Genomic DNA, 1,236 nt, shown 5'->3' on the forward strand with positions numbered 1-1,236 from the left:
GTGCGCCTGGCATGGGTGCAATCTATAGGGTGAGAGTCCCGAACTGTGAAGGCAGAAGTAGCAGTTAGCTTAACGCAAGGGTGTCCATGGTGACGTGGAATCTGAAGGAAGCGAGCGGCAAACCTCCGGTCTGAGGAACACAAACTTCATATAAGGCTAGGGTATCGTTGGATGAGTTTGCGAAACAAAACAAAGTCCATTCTGCCGAAGGCGATATCAAGTAAATGACGCAGATAGGTGGAGGGAAAGATTGCATTCTTACCCAGGGAGGTCTGACTGGAAAGCCGAGCACACTTGGTAACCTATTTAGCGATAAATAGCTGAACAGTCAGAAGTCAGCAGAAGTCATAGTACCAGTGGTATCTAGAGCCGTTGGGAAGGACTGAATCAATTAAGAAGAATCAGCACTTCTTGTACGTGTTGCTTGATGAAGCAGAAACATTATCCTTCCTAATGGAGGAAGTGGTGAATCCACGGGGGACATTAGAAGGGCTGAAAGCAACCCCACACAAGAAGAATGACTGATTCACGTAGGAGTTTGAAATCTATGATGGAACAAATCTTATCATATCAGAACGTTACAAGTGCACTCGAGAGAGTGGAACGAAATAAAGGAAGCCATGGGGTAGATGGGATGAGCGTACAAACCCTACGGTCTCATCTCATGGAACACTGGAGTACTTTAAGAACCGAACTGATAAAGGGTACCTACCTTCCCAAACCCGTCCGTCGTGTCGAAATCCCGAAACCGAACGGAGGAGTAAGGAAGCTAGGAATCCCGACAGTAATAGATCGTTTCATCCAACAGGCTATTGCGCAAGTACTCAATAAGGAGTTTGATCCCACGTTCTCTAGACAAAGTTACGGTTTTAGACCTAATAAGCGTGGTCATGATGCAGTCCGACAAGCAAAACGCTATATCAAAGAAGGGTATAGATGGGTTGTGGACATCGACTTAGAGAAATTCTTCGATAAAGTGAATCATGACCGACTTATGAGAATATTAAGCCACCGTATAAAAGACCCAAAAGTACTCCAATTAATACGAAGATACCTACAGTCAGGTGTAATGGAAAAAGGACTTGTCAGTCCTAACACGGAAGGCACTCCTCAAGGTGGGCCACTAAGCCCTCTCTTGTCAAACATCGTTCTAGATGAACTTGATAAAGAACTCGAGAAAAGAGGATTGCGGTTCGTTCGTTATGCAGATGATTGTAATATCTATGTTCGTTCAAG

General features: G+C 44.7%; 1 protein-coding gene. It reads left to right on the plus strand.

The window, feature by feature from the left end:
- Positions 1-547: 547 nt before the first annotated feature.
- A partial coding sequence (gene ltrA, locus H0185_RS10105; protein ID WP_221873389.1) for a group II intron reverse transcriptase/maturase occupies positions 548-1,236 on the plus strand: 689 nt, incomplete at its 3' end.

The sequence above is a fragment of the Mesobacillus maritimus genome (assembly GCF_019749255.1).
GTDB lineage: Bacteria > Bacillota > Bacilli > Bacillales > Cytobacillaceae > Mesobacillus_B > Mesobacillus_B maritimus_A.